Below are 21,946 nucleotides of genomic sequence, written 5' to 3' on the forward strand. Positions count from 1 at the left end.
ATATGGCAGATGCGGGGGCCGACGGTACGGCCGATAGATCTATCTCATAGCAATCGCGTCCCGATCAAGGGCCGCCGCCGGGGCCACGCCCGCGCATGGGATAGGGGACGAAGGACATGAGGGTGAATTCCGCAAGCCTGTTGGCCGGGGGTCTGATTGCCGCCGCGACCGGTTGGACGCCGCAGGCCTCGGCGCAGACCGCTGCCGGTGAGACCGCCGCCAGCGAGGGCCGGCTCGAAGAGATCGTCGTCACCGCACAGCGTCGCCGCGAAAGCCTGCAGGACGTGCCGATCGCCGCCAGCGCGATCGCGGGATCGGCGCTCGAAGGCAAGGCGGTCGACCGACTCGCCGACCTCCAGTTCGCAACCCCGGGCCTCTCGGTCACCGATGCAGGCGAGACGCAGTCGGTCAATATCCGTGGCATCGGCCTGTCGAGCAACCTGCCCAGCGTCACAAACGGCGTGGCGACATATGTCGACGGGTTGTTCCAGGCGCAGATCGTCGGCGCCGTGCCATTCTACGATATTGCCTCGGTCGAGGTACTGCGCGGTCCGCAGGGTACGCTCGTCGGCAACAATTCGACCGGCGGCGCGATCTTCGTCAACTCGGCCTCGCCCGAGCTCGGCACAGTCAGCGGCTATGCCCAGGCGAGCTACGGCAATTACGACCGGCTCGAAGCCGAAGGCGCGGTCAACCTGCCGCTCGGCGATACCTTGGCCTTGCGCCTGGCCGGTATCGCGCGCCGGCGCGACAGCTTCTATACCGACGTCGGCGCCTTCGATAACGATGCCGGCAAGCTCGACGAGCAGGGCGGCCGCCTGGGCATCCTGTGGAAGCCGGGAGCCTTCCAGGCGCTGCTCAAGCTCCAGTACCACAATGCCGAGAGCGGCGGCTTCGCCTATCGCCCCGCGCCGGGCACGACCTTCGCGCCTGGCCTGGTCGGTGACGAGCGAACGCTGAGCTACGACGTGCCCACAAGCCAGGCCGAGCGCGCCTTCTCGGCCGCGCTCGAGCTGCGTTATGAATTCGCCGGCGGCGTCACCTTGCGCTCGCTCAGCGGCTATCAGTTCAAGCGCAACCGCTATTCGCAGGACACCGACGCCACCCAGATCCCGATCGCGCCGACTGGCGGCCTGGTCGTCGACTATCTGGCGCGCGACCGTCAATACAGCGAGGAGATCAACCTGATCTCGCCGACCGACGGACGGTTCGACTGGATCCTGGGCGGTTACTTCCAGAAGAACGACATCTACGTCGATTTCCTCCAGCGTTCGCCGACGCCCAACGTCGCCTACCTGCCGCGCCAGACACGCGACATCTGGGGGGTGTTCGGCCAGGGCAACTATGCGATGACCGAGGCGCTCGAGCTTCAGCTCGGCCTGCGCTATTCGCATGTGAAGACGAGTGGCACCGGCGCGGTGATTCTGGGCGCGGGCGAGGCGGGTTTTCCGCCCGCGGGCATTCCCGTTGCCGATCTCTCGGGCGCGCATTCCGACGCGCGGCTGACGGGCAAGGCGGCGCTCAACTGGAAGCTCGATGCCGACAACCTGATCTACGCCTTCGCCGCGCGTGGTTACAAGCCGGGCGGGTTCAACTCGGCCACGACGGGCTTCGCGCCCGAGACCGTGTGGGACTATGAGATCGGCTGGAAATCGACCTTCGCCGACGGTCGCCTGCGCACCCAGATCGGCGCCTTTTATAACGACTATAGCAACCTCCAGCTCGACGTGCTCGACCCCGCGACCGGCGTCAACGCGGTGCAGAACGTCGGCCATGCGACGATCAAGGGCCTGGAGGCCCAGGCTCAGGCGCGTTTCGGCGGGCTCGGGCTCGACCTCGGCGTCAGCTATGTCGACAGCAGGCTCGACGGGCTGAGCTTCATCAACACGCGGCTGTTGCCGCCGGGCACCCTCGGGCCGCAATGCCCCGCCGGCGTTGCGGCCAATCCGCCGTTCTGCTTCGACTATGCGCCCTTCGCGACGACGACGGGCGGCGGGCCCAACCTCTATTCGCCGAAGTGGACCTACAACGCCGGCCTCGAATACCGCTTCGATCTGGGCGAGACGCGGATCACGCCGCGGGTGAACTTCGGCTACGTCGGGCCGCGCTTCAACTACGTCGCCTATGGACCGGGTGACCGGCTGGCGGGCCGCGGCCTGCTCTCGGCGCTGCTGACCATCGAGCATGACGGCTGGCGGGTCGAGGCCTATGGCACCAACCTGACCGACAAGACCTATGTCAGCGGCCGTTCGGGCGACAACGAGTTCTACGGCGCGCCGCGCGAATACGGCCTGCGTCTGGGCGTCCGCTTCTAACCCTCCCATTTTTCCGAATTCTGGAGAGCTTCGCATGAAGACAACGATGACCTGTGCGGCCGCGCTGGCCGCAGCGCTGACGGCTGCCTGCCCCGCAGCGGCCCAGGATGCACCGAAATCGGCCTATCCCGCAGTCCTCGGGGCTGCCCCGGCCCGGACTGCGGACCAGCGCGCCGACGCGGAATCGCCGGTCTCACCGACCGTGCAGCAGGTTCGCCGGCAGGTGCTCAAGAGCGATGCCAACAGCTTCTACTTCCACACGATGGCGGCGCTTTTCGACACGCGCAAGGTCGGCCGATCAGGTCCGGTCTGGGCCTTGCCGCGCGCCGATGCGCCGGTCTCGATTGGCTACGAGTGGCAGGGCGCGCGCTATGGCTTCGAGCAGTTCCTCGACCGCACTTTCACCAATGCGCTGATCGTGATGAAGGACGGGCGTATCGTCAGCGAGATCTATCGCAATCGCACCGATGCGACCTCGTCCTTCATGGGCTGGTCGATGACCAAATCGTTCACCTCGACCCTGGTCGGGCTGGCGCTGGCCGACAAGCGCATCGCCTCGCTCGACGACCCGATCGTCAAGTATCTGCCCGAGCTCAAGCCCGGTGCCTACAACGGCGTGACGATCCGCCAGGTGCTCGAGATGAAGTCGGGTGTGTCCTACGAAGAGCGCTACGACTTCGACAATCCCGGCATTGCCGCGCGCAACCACGAGAACGCTCTGGTGCGCAACGTCGTGCGCTTCGCCGACGCCGCGCGCGACATCCAGCGCGCACACCCGCCCGGCCAGGTCTTCGAATACAAGACGATCGACACGGCCGTGCTCGGCTGGCTGGTCGAACGCGTAGCTCAGCGGCCGGTCGCCCACTACATGGCCGAGAAGCTGTGGGAGCCGCTGGGCGCCGAGGCCGATGGCTTCTTCATCATGGACGGTCCCGCGCCCGAGGGGCGCGAGTTCACCGGCGCCGGCTTCAACGCCGTCGCGCGCGACTATGCCCGCTTTGGCCAGATGATCCTCGACAAGGGCCGCGCCAACGGCCGCCAGATCGTCCCCGCGGCCTGGATCGCCGATGCCACATCGCCGCACGGCGCCGAGGGGCCGATGGGCGGCTACGGCTATCAGTGGTGGACCGTGACCAATTCGAACGCGTTCTATGCGCTCGGGCTCGAAGGGCAGTTCATCTACATCGATCCCGACACGCGCACGGTCGTCGTCAAGCTCAGCTATTTTCCGCCCGAGAACGACGCGGTCTATGGCGAGACGATCGCGGCGATGGGGGCGATCTCGGCCTGGCAGCCCGGTCGATGATCCTTGCTCGCAACCGACGGCTGCTGGGTGTCGCAATGGCAGCCCTGCTGGCGGGCGCCGCCACGGCGCAGACGCCGGTTGCCGAGCCGGCGGCGCCAATGCATCACGAAGCGTTCTGGGCTCGGCGGCTGACCGGCTATCTGACCACCCGCGATGGGATCCAGCTGCGCTATTCGGTGCTGCTGCCGCGCGGCGAGGGGCCGTTTCCGACGATCGTCAACTACAGCGGCTACGATCCCGGCGGGCTCGGCGGCCCGGCCTATATGGCCGACGATACCGCCATGTCGGTCAATCTCGACCGCGCGCTGGTCGAACGGGGCTATGCGGTGTTCGGCGTCAACGCCCGCGGCACGGGCTGTTCGGAAGGGCGGTTCGATTTCCTCGGCCCCGACTATGGCCGCGACGGGCGCGACGCGATCGAGTTCATCGCCGCGCAGCCCTGGTCGAACGGCGCGGTCGGAATGGCCAACTGGTCCTGGGCGGGAATGTCGCAGCTGGCCACGGCCGCCGAGCGCCCACCGAACCTCAAGGCGATCGCGCCGGGCATGGTCATGGCCGATGCCCGGCTCGACAGTTGGGCGCCGGGCGGTGTCCCCGCGCCGGCCTTCGTCGCGCACTGGTGGGAATATCTCCATTCGCGCTGGGCCTCGGTCCGCGCCAGCGCCGAGGCCGAGAACGATGCGGCCTGTCTGGCGCAGGTGGCCCAGAACCTCCGCACTGCCGAGCCCGAGAACCTTTCGAGCGTAATCATCCGCCACCCGCTGCGCGACGCCTACATCGAGCAGCGGCGGCTGGCGGCGCGCACTGCCCAGATCGCCGTGCCGGTGCTGTCGATGACGGCTTTCCAGGACGAGGCCGTGACCTCGCGCGAGGGGCACTATCACGACACGATTGATCCTTCGCGGCTCTGGCTGGTCCAGACCAACGGTGGCCACGATCTCTATGAATCGAAACGCTTCCGCGAGATCCTGCTCGGCTTCCTCGACCGTTTCGTGAAGGGCGAGGCGAACGGCTTCGAACGCAGGCCGAGGCTGCAGCTCTGGCTGGAGAGCCATTCCAGCGGCGAGGGGCACGTTTATCAGGAAGCGCTGTTGCCGGGTTTCTTGGTCGAGCGCGAAGGTTGGTCGCCGACGGTCCGGCCGATGCGCTTCGCGCTGAGCGGCGGCGGCGCGCTGGTCGCCGAAGGCAAGGGGTCGGGCGCCGCCGACGCCTATATCTATCCAATTGCCGGTGCGGCGGTGAACGTCGATGCCGAGGGCGACCGCTGGGGCTCGCTGGCACCGGATTGGCGACGCGGTAGCCTGGCCTATACCTCGGCCGCGCTCGGCGAAACGCTGTTGGCCTACGGCACTGCCAGCGCCGATCTTTGGCTCTCTTCGACCGCGACCGACACCGATCTCCAGGTCACCCTGACCGAACTGCGTCCCGACGGGCAGGAGATGTTCGTCCAACGCGGCTGGCTGCGCGCCTCGAACCGCGCGCAGGATGACGGCCGCGCTACGGCGCTGCGGCCGGTGCCGCTCGACCGGCCCGAGACGATGACCGCGCTGACACCCGGCGTGCCGATCTTGGCGAGGGTCGAGCTACCCAAGTTCGGTCATGCCTTCCGCGCCGGTTCGCGGATGCGGCTATGGATCGATGCGCCGAGCCGCTGGGGCGGCTATGGTTTCGCGCCGCATTCCGCGCCCGCGACAAACAGCATCTGGCACGATGCGTCGCACCCGTCGCAACTCGTGCTCGGCCTAATTGACGGCTTCACGGTGCCGACAGGCCGTCCCGCATGCGGTACCGTGCTCAAGCAACCGTGTCGCCTTGACCCCTTACGCCGCAAATGACCGAAGGACCGTCCACCATGCCCGAACTATCCCGCCGCCATGTCCTGGCCGCCGCTGGTGGCGGCCTGGCGCTGGCCGTCGTGCCCACCGCCGGTCGAGCCGCTGCTGCAACCCCGATGCGCGATCTCGATCCGGTCCGTACCGAACTGGTCATGAACCTCGTCGTGACCTGCAGCGCGCCCGAGCCGATGGGGCCAAGTCCGGAAAGCAAGGACGGTCGCCGCGGCGAGATCTGGCCGATCGTCGGGGGCCGTTTCGAGGGCCCGAATATCCGCGGCACCGTGGTTCCGGGTGGTGGCGACTTCCCCGTAACACGGCCCGATGGTGTCGAGGTCATCGACGCGCTCTATCGCTTGAAGACCGACGATGGCGTAACGATCCTGATCCATAATCGGGGGCTGATGTATCCGGGACGGAACGGTGAATGGCCGAAATTTCGTCTCGTGCCGGAGTTCACCGCGCCGGTTGGCCGCTACGACTGGCTCAACAAGGCGATCTTCCTTTCAACCTTGGTCGAGACCCCGAAAGAAATGGCACTGGCCAAGTCGTCAGCAGAAAACGATCGGTTGATTCAGGTTCATCGTGTTTTTTGAATTCGAGACGATAGCCGCCGACATTCCAGCCATTCGATTGTTTCCTGCGGATTATCGGAAGCTACCGTTCGTTCATCGTTGTCGTGTCCGTAGAAATCTCCGCGGATTCGAAAGCGATGGAGGGCGCTCATCTCCACCAAGCGGCTCGAAAAATCCGAAACGGACCTATCTCCAAGTTCGTATCTTGCTCAATTATAAAGGAACTGGATAAGCGAGCGCATTCGCTGGCGGGGGCCGGCGTGGGGGAAATCGCCGACACAGCCGACATACCGAGGTGCTTTAGCGTTCCCTGGAAGCGGCCAATCGTTCAACTGAGCAGAAGCGCGATTAGATGGAGGGTAGCACCTCGATAGCCAGAGTATGGGATCGTCAGGGACGCCAGATGGATCAATGCTCGTATCGACGTACCGGCGGTATCCATTGCCGGTAATATGCGAACGTGCCGATTGTAGGCCTTCCGGCCTTATCTCTCGCCGGCGCGAAGCGCGCGCGTTGTAGCGCGGCCCAGCACGTGGCTTGGTCGAAGTTCTCGTGGCCGCTTGATACGGTGATTTCACAATTAGAAACGCTGCCATCTGGACGGACGGTGAGGCGAAAGCTGGTTGTCCCTCCGACTTGCTCGCGGATCGCGCGCGAGGGGTAATCGTTTTGTGATTCCCAGCTGCGTGGCCCTCCAATCGGCTCCGAGGCGCGGCGAAGCGATTTCGCATGGACCACACTACTCGTAAGCAGGCCGCCGATTAGTAATGCCGCTTTCCACATTGAGGCCTCGTTGAACGGTGGCGGTGATTTCACTTATGCCTGACGCGCGAATCTTCACAATCTCCACGCTGTAACGATTGATCGACAGGGTCATCACAGTCGAGGACCTAGCCTGCCGTCCTGCCTAGCGCCTGGGGTTCGCTCCCGACCCCGGGACGGGCGCACAAGATCCAGCAGTTAAGATGACATGAACAAAAGTGCCTCCAGATCGAAGTAAGATCCCGTCGCAATTCCGTTGTCAGCGCATTCAAGAATGGCAAGAGCATTGGCGGAGAAAAGAGCATATCGCGCGTTTCAAATTAGCAGTCGGCGCGGCCATATATTGACCGACATGCTGAGCCGCATGCCGTCAACAGACGGCATGGTTGATTGTATATTTTTGATTCGAGAGGTGCATCGTGCGACTTTCAGGAAAAAATTTCGCCAATTTTCGCTTATTGCGATGCGCTATACATATAGCAGCGTTTGTAATAATCGCGCTCATAATTTTCGAAATGCACTTAGTGTCGAGCAGCGAACGTATGATAAAAAGAAACTATTTAGTCTCCACAATTGAGCGAGCTTGTAATTCAAGAAAATATTCATTGGTTATAATTAAAGAAAAAACTTTTTTCACACCCGGATGGTATGATTTTTATGCCGAACGGGGTTCCGTTACCACTGAAATTTTAAGCCAAGTTGCCCGATCGAAAGGGTTTCGGCCGGAATCGATGGAAACCCCTGCGATTATGGCAGTCGGATACTTTGGAGATGCCAATGCGCTTGACTGCATATCGACGAAAATGAAACAAAAAGGATATGAAGGTCATTTCATTTTAAATGATGACTTAGAACACGGGTTTGAGTGGGTAAATCAGGGGTAAGTTGATTCCGATGTCCGAGTTCCAGAGAAGTAATTTCAAGTTCTCCATTTCCGAAGCTTTTGAACATCTTTGCCAACAAATCTGCCCTTCGCGCCGGCGCTTCAGAGCTCCGATAGCGGCCATTAATTTGCCTATTGCCGACTGGTTCTGTCTTCAATTGCGATACTGTGATGAGGGCGGTTATGGTGCCTCGTGAAGAGAGCGATCCGATTTGTGAGCGTGTCGCCACTTGGCAAGGAAGGCATGCGCCTCATCACTTGCTGCGTCGAAGACAAAAGCGCTGCGGCATGGCTCCTCTACGACCGCCAGATGGCCCCAACGTGGAGCTGGGATAAACGCGCCATCGCGGCCACGGCGGGGTCGAATACCTCCGCTCACGCTCAGGTCCTCTAAAGCTATCAGAACTTGACCCTTTGGAGATCTTGGTCCCAACCCACCGTCAGGCCACTTGCCTACAATCGCGGAAATCAATTTATCCGCATGACCGGCTAGGACCTGCTCGACTGATATAAATATTCTCGAATACATGCTTAGGGGAATGGTGGCACCAAAACTGAGCCCCGCAGTGTTGTTGACCTTTTCATAGTCGGTTATGCGGCCGATCACTATGGTCTCCGCTCGGGCCCCATAGTCCAAGTTTGTCGGGCCCACGTAAGACTGACAAGCAAGCGCAGGAGCTGCAATCAGGCCGGCTAACGCGGGAAGAATTTGGAATGACTGTCGAGCCTTCATGCCAATCTCTTTCTCTCAAAACTCTGAGTGCTTAGAACCATCGGGCTAACCAGAAGGCATTAAGGAAGCATGTCTGCTTTGCACCAGATGGGCCTGAGAACAGACTGTCCGGACCCCACAACTTTTCTGCCGTCGTAACAACGTGAGCTGCTCGACGAAGGGAAGCTTCCCGCTCCGCCAACGATCCCTGGTCCGATTGACCAGCATGCGTTTGGGGGAAAGCGGTGGGGCGAACTGCAGGCCAATCACGTCCCGGATGCCGCCGTTGAGCCAAACGCCCCATTCGTGCCGTTCCAGCAGGACCGGCATGCGATCGTTGGTCGTCATGACCGCCGCATTCGCAGTCATGGTCATACCGGCATAGACGGGACCCGTCTCCTCGGTCTCGGCCCAGAAGCCCGCCCAGGCGACGATCGGTTGCTCCTTGACCGAAAACCACGTCCGCGTCTTCTCGCCGGAATCGCCTGCCGGGTTCGCGAAGTGCGTGAGCGGGATCAGGCAGCGGTTGTGCATGTCCTGGACCACCTCTTCCCAGAGCGGGTTCGTCAGGTCGGCGACGAGTCCTATGATGTCGTCCGCTTCACCGCGCTCGCGCATCTCGCGGGTTATGCGCGGGAAGCCCCAACGCATAGCCTCGAGTTGCCGATCGCCGCCGCGCTGGGTGACGACCGGCCCTTGCAGGCCTTCGACGATGTCGGTCGGTTGATAGTCCGAAATCCCGCACTCGGCATCGAAGTGAGTGGCGACGTCCTGGACCTGGGCGAGAAGCGCATAGAGGCGCGTCATGGCTAGTGGGCCGTCCTGGCGATCGGCGAAGCGAAATCTCCGAGCACCTGCTCGATCGGATGCTGACCGGTCTTCTCGTAGACGCCGCGGAAGAGCTTTGCATGGTAGTGAAGCTGCTTGCCGAAGTCCTCGCACTGTTTGCGCAGGTCCCGTGGCGTCGCCCCTTCCGGCGACTGCTCGAGCACGAGCGCCAAGGCCATAATCACGCCATCGATCGCCGCGTCGGGGTCGCGGCCAGCCAGGCCGGGCAGCGACCCGCTGACGATGATCCTGGCGACGAGATCTGCCACTTTGAGCGAGATTTCGTTTTCCTGGCTCAGGTCTTCGCCGTCGCCGGCGCCCAGTTTCTGATAGTCCATGGCTCTTACCTTTCAGGCCCGGAAGCGGCTCAGCGCGCGCTTCCATTCGCGTTCGTCGGGCATCTTGAGCTTGATCGTGGGAAGCTCGTCGCTCGCCTCGATCGTCTTCGGGCGGACTTTGCGATACCGTTCGCGCCAGCACCGCGAGCAGTAGAGGCGAGGGCGTAGGTCGCGAAACTCATCGCTCCAGCCCCGCTTCTCGCACAAATTCCATAGGCCGTGCGGTTGAAAGCAGGCGGTCTGCCCGCAGGAGCAGGCGGCGCGCACGCTGTTCTTCCACAAGGCTGCCTCGAAGACGTTGGTCGCGACCCTGAGGCCGTCTTGGTTGCGGCTCACAGGTCACGCCGCGGCATCCGCGACGAAATCGAACAGCGGCAGGCTGACGGGCCGCTTTTCGGCGAGCGCGGTCGAGGCGTGATCGGACGCGACGTTGACCCATTCGACGCTCCAGTCGAGCGAGAACGACTTGCCGGCGCGGTCGATCGTCACCGCGCCGGCGCCTTCGACGACGATCTCGAAGCGGGGATCGGCATGATGCCGCGCGCGGACCAGCGAGCCGTCCGAAAGCGCGATGCAGTAGGTGTCGACGAGCTCGATCTCGCCAAGCAGGCGAGGGGCTGCCGCGGGAATCGCAAGGTCGGCCTCGACGTCGCCGACGACGCACAGCCGCGGCTCTTTGGGCATGGGAATAACGGTGATGGCCAAGGCAGCTCTCCGACTCGGGGTGGCTGGTTGGTATAGAACAAAATAGGTACAAATCCAATGACGTCGTCCCAGCCTTGCGATACCCAAGGTCGGGTTTCCCTGATTCGCTGCAGGCCCCAATGCTCCACATCGTCCCCATCCACCTCGCGCCGATCGAGCTGCCGATACTGCTCGTCAGCGCCTCTGCGGGCTTTCCGTCACCCGCGCAGGACGACATGGAAGAGCCGATCAACCTCGGCGACTGGCTCGTCGAGCACCCGGCCGCGAGCTACGTCATGCGTGTCGAGGGTTGCTCGATGGTCGGCGCGGGGATCAACGACGGTGACCTTATCGTCGTCAGTCGCGCCAGGAAGCCCCGGCCTGGGCAGATCGTCGTGGCGCTCGTCCATGGCGACCGGACATTGAAGCGGCTGCGGCGGCGCGCCGACCGCCTCTGGCTCGTCGCGGAGGCCGAGGGCTACCCCGACATCATCGTCGACGAGCACGTCGAGATCTGGGGCGTCCTCGCAGGCCTTGCCCGGCGCTACCCATGAGCGCGCCGGTCGCCCTCATCGACTGCAATAACTACTATGTCTCGTGCGAACGCGCCTTCGACGCGAGCCTCGTCGGCGTGCCCGTCATCGTGCTCTCGAACAACGACGGCTGCGCGATCGCGCGATCGGCTGAGGCCAAGGCGCTCGGGGTCAAGATGGGCGATCCCATCCACCTGATCCAGGGCAAGGTGAAGGCGCACGGCATCCGCGTGCTCTCGTCGAACTATGCGCTCTATGGTGACATGCAGCGCCGCGTCGTCGCGGCGATCCAGCCCTTTGCGCGCGATTTCGAGATCTATTCGATCGACGAGACCTTCGTGGACTTCGCCGGCTTCGAACATCTCGATCTCGTCGCCCACGCACGCGCGATGAGCGCGCAGGTTCGCGAATGGACCACGATCCCGACCTGCGTCGGGATTGCGCCGACCAAGTCGCTCGCCAAACTCGCCAATGCCGCGGCTAAGAAGAATCCGCTGTTCGATGGCGTCGCGGATCTGCGCGACGAGGCGACCCGCAACTGGGTGCTCGACCGCTTCGCCGTGACCGACGTCTGGGGCGTGGGCCGGGCAACGGCTGCCAAACTCCACGGGCTTGGCATCAGGACGGCTGGGCAACTGCGCGACATGGCCATGAAGCAGGCGCGGGGTGTCGGCACAGTCGTCCTCGAGCGGCTGATCGCCGAACTGCGCGGCGTTCCCGCCGCCGCGGTCGAGACGATCGAACCGCAGCGCAAGGGCATGGCCGTGACTCGCTCGTTCGGCACGCCGGTCACCGACATCGACACGCTGATGGGTGCCGTCGCCCAGTACGCCATGCGGGCAGGGGAGAAGCTTCGCCAGCACGGTCTCGTCGCGCGCCGCGTGACCGCCTTCTTCCACACCAATCCGCACAAGCCCGAGCGGCCGCAATATTCGGCGACGCGTACGCTCAGCGCCCAGCCGATGACCAACGATGGCCTGGCGATCCTGGCACTGGCGCGCCGCGGCGTGGAGAGCGCCTGGCGCGAGGGCTACGGCATCACCAAGGCCGGGATCATGCTCGAGGACCTGATCGAGGAACGGCTTCGGCCCCTGACGCTGTTCGAGGGTGATACCGACAAGCGCGCGCGGCTTATGGCGGCCATGGACGAGGTGAACGGCCGTTTCGGCAAGTTCGCCGCGGTGCCGGCAACGCAGGGCTTCAAACGCGGCTGGGCGGCACGTTCGGACTCGCGCTCGCCCAACTACACCACCCGGATTGCTGACGTGCCTGCGGTGCGGGCCTGAGGCGCGCGCATGTGGCGGGGACCGCCTGGCGGCGTTGTCAGCCTGACATCGCGCGCTCTTGCGCCGGGCCATCATGACAGGACATAGGCGAGAACGACACCCAGAAGACCGCGATAGGGGCCTCCGCCAGTAGGGCATCGAGCAGGCGAGGCGCCGGGCGCCGCCCTCTAGAGAAGTGTGGTTCCACCAGGCGCGCTCCTCTTCGTCCAGAGTTCGGGCGTGCGATCGACCCGCAGTTCATCGTGGCAGGTTCGTACGAGCCCAAAGGCCTCCTCGTGCGAGCCAAGCATCCATTGATCGTACTGGTCGGGGCGCAGCAGAACCGGCATCCTGTCGTGCACGTCCGACATCTGCGGGCACCCATCGACCATCACCATTGAATAGGCCTCGCCCCACTCGATCGTATCGCGCCAGATGCCGCCGACCGCGAAAATCTCCGCATCGTGGAGCGAATACCAGGTCCGCGTCATCCGACCTTTCTCGCCCTCGGCTTCCGCCCAGCCGGTCAGGGGGATGAGGCAGCGGCGGTTGACGAAGCTGTCTTCCCAGAATGCGGTGTAGAGCTTGTCGTCACGCGCGTTGTTGACCTTGAGCGGCTTGGATTGAGGCTTCATCGTCTTGAGGCGGCGCGGGAAGCCCCAGATCATCGTCTCGAGGCGGCGCCTGTCATCGACTTCGCGCACGACCATACCGGGATAGCCGGGAAAGGTTTCCTCTGCCGCGTTGAACACAGCGATGTCGGGCGGCGCGACGTTGAAGTACGCGGCGACTTCGGCGGCGCTCTTACGAACGGTCGAGAGATTGCACATGCGGTCTGTATATCACGAAAGACGAGTGCGGTCAGGACGCGTCGACTTAGCTGTCGGTCGTTCACCCTTAGCGACGAAGCTTAGTTCGTGTGCGCGATGGACGGGAACCCAAACGAGCAAGGCCGCGTTAGCTTACCGTTCGCCAGGACGGGGAAGCTCGCATGGATGAACACAGGAGCCCCGAGCCAGCCGCCCGGGGCTCCTTTCATGAAAACTCGAGTACGCGGTCGTCTTGGCGTAGCTGGGAAGTGAAATGTGGCGAGTTACGGACAGGCTAGCAACTAGAGGTGAGGAAGGTAACCTCTACATTGTCATCGTAATGCGGAATGACGCTGAGTTGGACTATGTACTAGCCGACGGTAGGGCCGTCACTTTACAAAAAGACGGGTCTTTTCGGGTCGAGGAGACTGGAGAGACTCTTTACTTGGAGATGTAACGTTTTTCACCGACAAAGCGGTCGCACGGCGGTTCGATCAGTTTTTCTCAAAGCGGTCGATGGTTCATCTGCACCGCCAAATCCGGTGCGCGCCAGTCAAAAGCTTCTGATCAGTCCGAAATTCAGCTTAGGGCTCTCGTCGCCGGTATCGTAGCGAGGGCCGCTGAGCGGCACGGCGAGTTCGAAGGTGGCGCCGAAATTCCGGGCCACATCCATTCGGAATCCGCCACCGGCAGAGGCCAGTGCGCCGCCGCCGGGGCCTCGTTGCTGATTGGAGAGGCTGCCGCCGTCGACGAAGGCATAGATCTGCGCGCGCTTTACTAGGCCCAAGGGGCGGTCGATCAGGTAGCGCAGTTCCGCCAGGCCCATCACGCCTTCGTCCCCCGTACGCTCTCCCCAGTCGTACCCTCGCAGGAAGGCCGTACCGCCGAGGCTCGTTTCCTCGCTGATCAGCAGGGGCTGCGAGGCGACCTGGCCGGCAGCTGCCAGCCTCAGGCTTAACTTGCCGCCCAGATCGGTGGTCCAATCGCTCCAGGCGGACAAAGTGGTGAAAGTGCCATCGGCATCGGCGCGAGAGGCAAGGCGCGCGCCGGGCCGGGTGGCGCCGAGCAGGCCTAAGCCTTGGGTCAAGGTCGTGCTAAGGCGCAGACGCCCTCCCGCCAGCGCGCTGTTGCCGTAGATAGTCAGCCGCGCGGTCGCGACCTTGTCATTGCGGATGAGCAGGTCGCTCCGCCATTGCGATAGCTCGCGAAAGCCGAGCTCGCCCTCCAGCCAGACGCTGGCGCGGCGTCGGCGGAGTAGGGGCTGCATCAGGCTGCCAGCGACGTGCCACGAACGGTTCCGCAAATCGTAGGGGGCAAGATAGGCGCCAGGATGGGTAACCGAGATCGCGCCGGACACGGCCAGTTCCGTGCCCGTGGGGCTGATCCGCTTGGCATAGCGTGCGTAGCCGAACTGGAGCTGGCGAGGTTGCACGGGTGCGGTCGAATAGGACAGGGTCAGCGAATCGTCGGACGCGAACAGGCCGTTGAAATCGGCCTCGATCCGCGCCTGCTCATGCCCGATCGGCCGGGTTCCCTGGTTCGACAAGGCGACGCGCGCCTGGAAGCGGTCCTGGCTGGCGTCGACCAGCAATACGCCCTTGCCGCCTTCGCGCAGGTAGCGACTGCCCCCGATGCGCACGCCGTCGACGTCGCCGGCGATGAGCAGGCAGCGTTCGACCTCGGCCAGCCGTGCTGGCTTCCCGTCGATCAGCGCCGCCAGCGCACGGCGCACGGCGGCTGGAGCAGGCCGGGTGAAGCGAACTTCATCGATGCGACCCTCATCGACCTTGATGATGAGAATGCCGGTGGTTAGCCGTTGCATTTCGATCCAGGCCGATGCGAAGGCGAAACCCTTGGCGCGCAGACGTGCGGCGACCGCTTCGGTCAGTTGCTTCAGCTCAGCGGGCGACAAGGTCCGACCGATCCGCGCCGCGACGATGTCGGAGAAGTCGGCAGGAGAGAGAGACTGGAGACCCGACAGCGAGATCGCACCGACGAAGATCGCCGCGTGCGTGGGGGCGTTCGCCTGCGCGTCGGGCGCTTCGATGGCGACCGAGGCCTGCGGCGGGGGCTCGATCTCGCTAGTGCCTTGGCGGTCGGTGGCGATCAGCGTCGAGTCCGCGCGGACCGCGGCGTCGCTGCCCTGGGGCTGAGCCTTAGCCGGGACGACGCATAGCGAGAGTGCGCCCAGCATGGCGGTCGGCGTGGCAATCCGGCGCAGGCTCGCGGGGCGTTTCATGGCCATCGACCTAGCGGCCAAGCTGTTACGAATTCGTCAAAATTGCTCGAAATTAACCATATGCGCAAACTGCGACGCAACAGCGGAGGGCGTAGAAAACGGCGCAATGGGAGAGACCGCCGGGATTGCGGCCGGCTCCTGATGAGGGTCCATCATGCGCGCATTGTTGAAGTCGTTCACCTTTCTTCTGGGCCTTTGTCTTACGCAAACAGCCTGGGCCGATGCTGCTTCCCCCGATTGGCTGGTCAGCGAAGTCAGCGGTTCGGTCACGATCGCGCAGCAGGGGCGGGCGCAGCCGGCCGTTAGGGGGTCGCGCATCGTGCCCGGGGCGACGGTCTCGACCGCACCGGGTGCGCGAGCGGTGATTGTCCATGGTCGCGACTTCGTCACGGTCTCGCCGGGCAGTCGTGTGCGCGTTCCGGCAATTGCCGAGCGTCGCGGTCTGTTCCAGGTCGTCCAAGAGTGGGGCAACGCGATCTTCCAGATCGAGAAGCAGGGGGCGCCGCATTTCGGCGTGCAGACCCCCTATCTCGCGGCCGTGGTCAAAGGCACGACCTTCTCGATCACTGTCACGGGAGAGGGGACCTCGCTGCAGGTCGTTGAGGGCGCGGTCGAGACCTCGACGCTCGACGGGGGAGCTAGCGAGATCATTCGGCCCGGCATGGTCGCCAGCGTCGGCAGCTCGGACTTGTTCCGCATGACCGTGCAGGGCCAGGAAACGCGTCAGATCGATTCGCCGCAGCGGGACATGCCGCCTGCGGTCGACGCCGCTCCGGCGTCGGCGGGCGAGGCGACAGAGCCCCAAGCCAATGCGGCCGATGCCGGTCTGACGGATGGCGGTCTCCAGGAGATCGGCAGCGGCGAGGTCTACGAAAGTCAGGTGATTTCGAGCCCCATCATCGCCAAGCCAGTGGATCTCGGCCAAGCGACGGGTGGGCTCGTGGGCGGGAATGCCGTCGTTCAACTCGCGAGCGTTGATGCTGTCGCAGTCCGGGATCTCGGGCGCGGAGAGGATTCTGGGCTGGCCAGCCCTGCGATCGGCAATCCGCAACTCGCGGTCGGCGATGCCAGCCAGGGTGTTCCGGGGGCTTCTGTTGGCGTAACGCCCGGCCAGGGCAATGCCAGTGCCAATGGCCAGGGTAATGGCCAGGGCAATGGCAACGACGCTGCAGGTTTGGGGCTCGGGCTTGGTAACCCAAGTGTCGAGGTGGGACTTGGCAATTCCGGCAACACGAACTCGGGCAACGGCAACAGCGGCAACAGCGGCAACAGCGGCAACAGCGGCAACAGCGGCAACAGCGGCAATAATGGCAACGGCAACGCCAACGGCCAGGATAACGGCAATGGTGGCAATTCCGGCAGCAACGGTCTCGGGCTGGGGCTTGGCGTGGGGAACGCCGGTGTGGAGGTCGGGCTCGGCAATTCCGGCAACGACAGCACGAACTCGGGTAACGGCAACAGTGGCAATAGTGGCAATAGTGGCAATAGTGGCAATAGTGGCAATAGTGGCAATAGTGGCAATAGTGGCACTGGTAATGCCAACGTCCAGGATAATGGCAATGGAGGCGGTTCGGGCACCAACGGCCTGGGACTGGGGCTCGGCGTTGGGAACGTTGGTGTCGAGGTCGGGCTCGGGAACGCCGGTAACGGCAACACGAACGCGGGCAACGGCAACAGCGGCAATAATGGCAATGGCAATGCCAACGGCCAGAACAACGGCAACGGCGGATCGAGTGGGAGCACCGATTTGACTATCGGCTTGGGGGTGAGCGTTGGCGGAAATGGGCTCGGGCTCGGACTTGGCAGTTCGGGCAAAGAAAATGGCCAGGGCAATGGCAACAGCCAGTAAGACACGGCATTGCCAGTGGAACGTGAGCGGGTGACAGCCGTGCTCTGCCCTATCGCGCGACATTGGCGTCTTGCCGCCCTGGCCTTCAGCGCGATGCTGGGCATTCTCGCCGCGCTTTCAGGCTTCGCCCGGTCGCCCGAGCACACGCTGTCGGCAGCCAGTGCGCAATTGCGTCGCCACCCGGCGAGCGGCGATCTCCATATCGTCGAGATCGATGCCCGCAGCATCGCGGCGATCGATCGTTGGCCTTGGCCGCGGCGCAACTATGCCGCGGTTGTCGATCAGCTGCGCCGCGCGGGCGCCGCGTCGATCGCTTTCGACGTGGACTTCTCGTCACACTCCGATCCGCAAGACGATGCCGCTTTCGCCGCTGCGCTGGCGCGTCCGGGCAGCAGCGTCATCCTGCCCACGTTCGGCCAGAAGGCCGGCGGCGGGCGGGGAGGCTGGACCGACTCTCTGCCGATCCCGGCGCTCCGCGAACATGCCGCGCTCGCCGCTGTCTCGATATTGCCAGATGCCGACGGCGCCGTCCGCCGCGCACCGATCGCGACCATGACCGACGGCCTGCCGCGCCCTTCGCTTTCGGCGATGATCGCCGGAATTTCCGGCGGCGCGGCGGATAGCAACTTTCCGGTCGACTATGCGATCGATCCCACGACGATCCCCCGGCACTCGTTCATCGATATACGCGACGGGCGATTTGATCCGGCGGCGATCGCCGGCAAGCGGGTCTTGATCGGCGCGACGGCGATCGAGATGGGAGATCGTTATGCCGTTCCCAACTACGGCGTGATCCCGGGTGTAGTGATCCAGGCGATTGCTGCCGAGACTTTGCGCGCCGGCGTCCCGCGGGAAGGCGGCTGGGTGCTGCCTCTGCTCTTCGCGCTGCTCTGCGGCTGGGGAATTCTCCATCTGCGGCGGAGCCAGGCCCTGTTCGCCGCGGTCATCATAGCGCCGGCTGCCCTGTTCGGCCTGTCGGTCATAGCGCGTGCGTTTCTCGCCAGCCGATTTCCGGTCGTACCGGGCCTCATCGCCCTGACGAGCCTTAGCGCGGCCGCCTATGCCATGCGCATCCTGGTGGCTGCCCGCAAACGCCGGTTCGAAGACCTAGCGACCGGTCTGCCGAACCGCCATGCGATGCGGGGCGCTGTACGGGCCAATGCGGGACTGGGCGTCGTCGCGGCGCGCTTCGCCGAATATGACAAGCTCGCCAGCGCGCTCGGCGATCGGGCGACCATGGACTTGATCCATCGCGTTTGCGAGCGCATCGCCATGGTGACCGGCGGAGAGACCGTGTTCCGGGTCGAGCACCGTGTGCTTGCCTGGCAGTGCGACGATGCCGAGCAGCTCGAAATTGCACTGGCGACGCTTCGCGCCCTGATGCTCAGTCCCGTGGAGGTCGCCGGCCGCCGCGTCGATGTCTCGCTCGTTTACGGGTTTTCGCCTGCGCGGGCGCACGAGGATGCAGACGGTACGATTGCGCGTGCGTTGCTCGCCGCGGACCAGGCCCTTGCTCTCGGGCAGAACTGGCAGGTACACGACGCGCAGGACGACGAGACCGTCGATCGCGAGCTCTCGCTGCTCGGCGAACTCGACGAGGCGATCGCCAATCGCGAGCTCGACGTCCACTATCAGCCCAAGCTGTGCCTCAAGACCAACCTGATCGCGAGCGTCGAAGCGCTGGTGCGCTGGAATCATCCAACGCGCGGACCGCTCCGACCCGACCTGTTCGTTCCTTTGGCGGAGCGCAACGGTCGCATTGCCGGACTAACGCTCCACGTTCTCGAGCGCACGATCAGCGATCTTCACACCTGGAAAGTGCAGGGCCATGCGATGACGGCTGCCGTCAACCTATCCGCCAAGCTACTCAATTCCGCGACGTTCCTTGCCGAGCTCCGTAGCCTCATCGAAACCAGCGGCATCGCCCCCCACGTCCTTACCTTCGAAGTGACGGAATCGGCCGCGATGACCAATGCAGCCGAAGCGGCCGCGGCGCTGGAGTCGTTCCAGGCGATGGGCATCGCCATCTCGATCGACGATTACGGCACCGGGCAGTCGACGCTCAGCTATCTCAAGCAGCTTCCGCTCGACGAGTTGAAAATCGATCGCAGCTTCGTGCAGTTCGCGCATCAGAACCGGAGCGACGGTGTTCTGGTCCAATCGACGATCAACCTCGCGCACGAACTCGGCCTCAAGGTCGTCGCGGAAGGCGTCGAAGATCCTGAGTGCATGGCATTCCTGCGCGCAGCGGGTTGCGACATGATCCAGGGCTATCTGATCAGCAAGGCGGTTCCGGCAAAAGCCCTCTCGGCGTTGCTCGAACGACCCGTTTCCATGGCCGCGTGATCGTGCCTGGCGCGCAGCATGTGCGCGTTGTCGGTGGAAATCGACTGTGTGCAGATTGATGCTGACTTCGATGATATTGGGTGCCAATCGTACGTCTGGTTGGGGGCGCTGTCAGGTTCCGTTACCCCGGTAGTCTGGCGTGTCCCCAACTTAGGCCCCAGAGACCCGCCTGACCCACCCGTTGGAACGTAGGGCGCCGCCTTTATTGCATGCAGGTCGTCATTCCAGGAGACGTGAGGTCCAGCGCATGTGCCGTCCTCTGATCGCCTTTTGCGCTGAGAGACGGCCGCTTACCTCTTAGCCTGAGGACGGCAGCGCTTGGCGTCGGAAGGACGCAAGAACGTCGGCACCACCCGAGGCAAGGTTCATTTGGGCATTCCGCTCGCATTCAAGATGCTCGGGTTGTCAGGTCCGTACAAGAAAGGCCCCTTCCTTTCGGAAGAGGCCCGTCCCGTCTGAAGCGTAGCCCCCGGAGGCTTCATCCATACTCAATCGTAAAGTGTCAGAACTTCACGCCGAGACCGGCAACCACAGCATCAGGATCGCTGAAGCCGTTGCCGACGAAGAAGTGCCGATATTCGACCTTGCCGTAGAGGCTCTGGCCGAAGCTGTGCTGGTAGCCGGCGCCAAGGCTTACCGAGTCCTCGCACAGGCGGCAGGGCTTGGTGTTGTAGCTCGACGCGACATAGACCTTGCCCGCTTCGCCTCCATTGACGCCGAGGCGGCCGCCAAAGCCGAAGGCAACGCGCGTGTTGTCGGTCAGGATCTTGTCTGCCGACGCTTCGACGCCGACGAACGTGCTGCCACCCAGATCCCAGTCGTAGCCCGCGGCGATGCCGGCAATGGCCTCTTCGTCACCCTGGTCCCAGATGATGCCGCCGCGGGCCTCGACGCGCGCCTCGTTGGCGAGGGCAGGCGAAGCGACTGCAAGCGAGGCGAGCAGCGAAAGAACAACAGTACGCATTACATAAACTCCTGAAAACATGCCCCTTCTTTGTGGCGGGGGCGGCTGCCGGCTAGGCGCCGGTCTTTGCTGGGGCAAGAGGCTTGCGCACTTCTTCTCAAGATTTGACGAATAATGTTGCGATGCGGCAACAGCAAGTGGGCGTCTTTTCGGTTGAAATAGCAATTGTCAGATGTGTGAGCCACCGGATGGAATCAGGGATTTAGAGATTATCCAGGTTGGAAGTAATAGAGAAATGGCATTTGAAAATTGCATTTCCGCATGAATATTCTCGGAGGCATTCGCGAATGCCTCAGTCGTCACGAATAGACGTGATAGCCCTGTGAATTGATTCAGATTTTGTTCCCAAAAAAATGGCCCGGCCGGAAGGCCGAGCCGATATAGTTATGGGAGAGGATGCCTGAAAGGCAATTTCCCTTTCTAGCCTAGGTCAGCTTTTTGCAATTGCGAAAACCGATTGGCCGGTTGCAATCCACGCAAGGCTTGCTCGACACGGCAAGTTGAACCTGTTTCTGCCTCGAAATCTGCAGACCTTGGCTGCCGACTGCCCCTGTTCGTCAGAAGCCGATTGCTGTCCATTGGTATGGATCGAGGCTTTGAGCCGGAGTCCGGTGGGAATTTACTAGCTCGCGCTCGCGCTATTTGGATCCGCCCTTATCTTGTACGAATGACCGAGACGCAGGAAGACATGATTGGGATATTTCAGGTCGTCGGGCTCACGGGGATTGGTCCCGCCCGCCTTTCGATGCTTATGCGCGCTGGATTGTTTCCACCCCGTCGAGATGGATCCCGGGGACGGTGGAGTAGAACTGAGGTTGAAAGCTGGGTGAGTAGCCATGGCCCTCAGGACGATGGAGCAAGCCGCCAACGCAAGTCGGTGCGATCTCGCGATAGTTCCAAGAGGTAGGTTTCGCCGACATTCGAGTCGTCCCGCGGTCTTGGCAGCTCTCTGATAGCTGGCATCCATTCATCAAGCGCCAAGGCGACACTCTTACAATCGAAGCTGGACGCCGCCACTTTGATGCATTCGGACGGCCTTCGGTGCAGCATCAGATGTGCACAGCAGGCACTTTCCTGTAGGAGCCCGCCTCCCCTAACGACCATTCCGAAACGAGAAGATTTGATGCGAGGATACAAGGAACCAGGCTTCAATGACCGGGTTGCTGCCGCCAACAGCGCCAAGATCAAGGCTCTGGAGATGTTGAAGAACAAGCCCAAGCCTAGCGAGGCCGAACTCGCCGAGCGTGCCGAACGCCGGCGCCAAAAGGAAACCGGTGAAGCCGAGAAGCGCGCTGCCGCTGTGGCGGCTCGCGAGGCCGCGAAGGCCGCAATGGAGCAGGCACAGCGCGACGCCGCCACAGCGGCCGCAGCTGCTGCCGAGGAGGCTCGCGCCGCTGCTGAGGCAGCTCGGCCAAAGCTACCTACCACCGAAGAGCTCAAGGCTGCGCGCGACGCTCGGTATGCCGCCCGCAAGGCGCGCAAGAGATAGGATGGTCGCTCGCGAGCTTCTCCGCGACGCGCAGTTGCCGAGTGTGCGGAGCTAATGAGCGGCGCGGAATCCAGCGTCGAGGCCTGGTTTTTCAAAAGCCCGAGTGCTCATGCGAGCGCTGTCGCCACAGTTTATGGCATTAAGCAGCGATTTGACTTGCAGAAATGAGTCATCGCGATGTGGTTTGCGGCGCTGGCACCCTCGCGGTATCCGGCAG

The 21,946-nt window shown here is 63.3% G+C and carries 18 protein-coding genes; 10 read left to right on the forward strand and 8 right to left on the reverse strand.

Features of this window, described 5'->3' with window-relative positions; genetic code table 11:
- Window positions 1-116: 116 nt before the first annotated feature.
- From WG901_RS23485 to WG901_RS23500, 4 genes are read left to right on the forward strand one after another with little or no spacing between them, the layout of a single operon-like run.
- Entirely contained in the window at window positions 117-2,315 is a 2,199-nt protein-coding gene (locus WG901_RS23485) for a TonB-dependent receptor (protein ID WP_339589572.1), read from the forward strand.
- A 34-nt stretch (window positions 2,316-2,349) separates the two neighbouring features.
- Complete coding sequence (locus tag WG901_RS23490; protein WP_339589573.1) at window positions 2,350-3,621, forward strand: serine hydrolase domain-containing protein; 1,272 nt, start codon at window positions 2,350-2,352, stop codon at window positions 3,619-3,621.
- 35 nt (window positions 3,622-3,656) lie between these two features.
- Window positions 3,657-5,456, forward strand: a complete 1,800-nt coding sequence (locus tag WG901_RS23495; RefSeq protein WP_339589574.1) for a CocE/NonD family hydrolase — start codon at window positions 3,657-3,659, stop codon at window positions 5,454-5,456.
- Complete coding sequence (locus WG901_RS23500; RefSeq protein WP_339589575.1) at window positions 5,453-6,049, forward strand: DUF3237 domain-containing protein; 597 nt, start codon at window positions 5,453-5,455, stop codon at window positions 6,047-6,049. Before WG901_RS23495 ends, WG901_RS23500 begins: the two co-directional genes overlap by 4 nt.
- Before the next feature lie 387 nt (window positions 6,050-6,436).
- Here WG901_RS23500 and WG901_RS23815 read toward each other — a convergent pair whose 3' ends face one another.
- Window positions 6,437-6,811: an energy transducer TonB gene (locus WG901_RS23815; RefSeq protein ID WP_417603998.1), complete on the reverse strand. Its 375-nt coding sequence runs from the start codon at window positions 6,809-6,811 to the stop codon at window positions 6,437-6,439.
- A 503-nt stretch (window positions 6,812-7,314) separates the two neighbouring features.
- On the opposite strand from WG901_RS23815, the gene WG901_RS23505 reads away from it, so the two are divergent.
- The gene (locus WG901_RS23505) at window positions 7,315-7,674 is read left to right on the forward strand and encodes a hypothetical protein (RefSeq protein WP_339589576.1); all 360 of its coding nucleotides are present in this window, start codon (window positions 7,315-7,317) and stop codon (window positions 7,672-7,674) included.
- Between the two features lie 777 nt (window positions 7,675-8,451).
- Here WG901_RS23505 and WG901_RS23510 read toward each other — a convergent pair.
- From WG901_RS23510 to WG901_RS23525, 4 genes are read right to left on the reverse strand one after another with little or no spacing between them, the layout of a single operon-like run.
- A complete protein-coding gene (locus tag WG901_RS23510) occupies window positions 8,452-9,192 on the reverse strand; it encodes an SOS response-associated peptidase family protein (RefSeq protein WP_339589577.1) in 741 nt (246 codons plus the stop codon).
- Between the two features lie 2 nt (window positions 9,193-9,194).
- Window positions 9,195-9,551, reverse strand: a complete 357-nt coding sequence (locus WG901_RS23515; protein ID WP_339589578.1) for a hypothetical protein — start codon at window positions 9,549-9,551, stop codon at window positions 9,195-9,197.
- A gap of 12 nt (window positions 9,552-9,563) precedes the next feature.
- On the reverse strand, window positions 9,564-9,887 hold the full coding sequence (locus WG901_RS23520) for a hypothetical protein (protein ID WP_339589579.1): 324 nt from the start codon (window positions 9,885-9,887) through the stop codon (window positions 9,564-9,566).
- 3 nt (window positions 9,888-9,890) lie between these two features.
- Window positions 9,891-10,256, reverse strand: a complete 366-nt coding sequence (locus WG901_RS23525; protein ID WP_339589580.1) for a hypothetical protein — start codon at window positions 10,254-10,256, stop codon at window positions 9,891-9,893.
- A gap of 119 nt (window positions 10,257-10,375) precedes the next feature.
- Between WG901_RS23525 and WG901_RS23530 the strand changes: the two genes are divergently transcribed.
- Together WG901_RS23530 and WG901_RS23535 are read left to right on the forward strand one after the other, a co-directional pair.
- The gene (locus WG901_RS23530) at window positions 10,376-10,789 is read left to right on the forward strand and encodes a LexA family protein (protein WP_339589581.1); all 414 of its coding nucleotides are present in this window, start codon (window positions 10,376-10,378) and stop codon (window positions 10,787-10,789) included.
- Window positions 10,786-12,054: a Y-family DNA polymerase gene (locus tag WG901_RS23535; RefSeq protein WP_339589582.1), complete on the forward strand. Its 1,269-nt coding sequence runs from the start codon at window positions 10,786-10,788 to the stop codon at window positions 12,052-12,054. The genes WG901_RS23530 and WG901_RS23535 overlap by 4 nt, the downstream gene beginning before the upstream one ends.
- A gap of 167 nt (window positions 12,055-12,221) precedes the next feature.
- Here WG901_RS23535 and WG901_RS23540 read toward each other — a convergent pair whose 3' ends face one another.
- Entirely contained in the window at window positions 12,222-12,863 is a 642-nt protein-coding gene (locus WG901_RS23540; protein WP_339589583.1) for an SOS response-associated peptidase, read from the reverse strand.
- Window positions 12,864-13,395: 532 nt separating this feature from the next.
- Window positions 13,396-15,087, reverse strand: a complete 1,692-nt coding sequence (locus WG901_RS23545; protein WP_339589584.1) for a ShlB/FhaC/HecB family hemolysin secretion/activation protein — start codon at window positions 15,085-15,087, stop codon at window positions 13,396-13,398.
- Between the two features lie 148 nt (window positions 15,088-15,235).
- Here WG901_RS23545 and WG901_RS23550 point away from each other — a divergent pair, with 148 nt between their 5' ends.
- On the forward strand, window positions 15,236-16,930 hold the full coding sequence (locus tag WG901_RS23550; RefSeq protein WP_339589585.1) for a FecR family protein: 1,695 nt from the start codon (window positions 15,236-15,238) through the stop codon (window positions 16,928-16,930).
- A 30-nt stretch (window positions 16,931-16,960) separates the two neighbouring features.
- Complete coding sequence (locus WG901_RS23555; RefSeq protein ID WP_339589586.1) at window positions 16,961-19,276, forward strand: putative bifunctional diguanylate cyclase/phosphodiesterase; 2,316 nt, start codon at window positions 16,961-16,963, stop codon at window positions 19,274-19,276.
- 502 nt (window positions 19,277-19,778) lie between these two features.
- Here WG901_RS23555 and WG901_RS23560 read toward each other — a convergent pair.
- Window positions 19,779-20,240 (reverse strand): hypothetical protein, encoded by a 462-nt coding sequence (locus WG901_RS23560; protein ID WP_339589587.1) that lies wholly within the window; start codon window positions 20,238-20,240, stop codon window positions 19,779-19,781.
- Window positions 20,241-21,363: 1,123 nt separating this feature from the next.
- Here WG901_RS23560 and WG901_RS23565 point away from each other — a divergent pair.
- On the forward strand, window positions 21,364-21,729 hold the full coding sequence (locus tag WG901_RS23565) for a DUF6481 family protein (protein ID WP_339589588.1): 366 nt from the start codon (window positions 21,364-21,366) through the stop codon (window positions 21,727-21,729).
- Window positions 21,730-21,946 lie beyond the last annotated feature (217 nt).

This window comes from Novosphingobium anseongense (genome assembly GCF_037482895.1).
Classification (GTDB): domain Bacteria; phylum Pseudomonadota; class Alphaproteobacteria; order Sphingomonadales; family Sphingomonadaceae; genus Novosphingobium; species Novosphingobium anseongense.